Consider the following 262-nt stretch of genomic DNA (forward strand, 5'->3'; position numbering starts at 1 on the left):
GGTAATATCAACGATGGCGTTCGGCGTTGGGTCAGGATTTATTTCGATAACGTTAGCACCATTTTGCTTGGCCAATTGTGCAAGCCCTGCCGCAGGGTAGACCAAGCTCGATGTGCCAATACTGATAAATACCTCACAATTCGCCGCCGCCTCTTCAGCGGTTTGCCATGCTTGGACTGGCAGTGCTTCGCCAAACCAAACGATATCTGGTCTGATATAGCCCTCGCAATGTGGGCAGTTAATTAGCGTCTCACTATAATCC

The 262-nt window shown here is 49.6% G+C and carries 1 protein-coding gene; it reads right to left on the bottom strand.

What is annotated here, in order from left to right:
• The coding region (locus AAEY83_RS16180; protein WP_351060643.1) for an SIR2 family NAD-dependent protein deacylase at window positions 1-262 on the bottom strand (262 nt) is incomplete at both ends.

Source organism: Psychrobacter sp. TB20-MNA-CIBAN-0197 (assembly GCF_040309765.1).
Classification (GTDB): Bacteria; Pseudomonadota; Gammaproteobacteria; order Pseudomonadales; family Moraxellaceae; genus Psychrobacter; species Psychrobacter submarinus.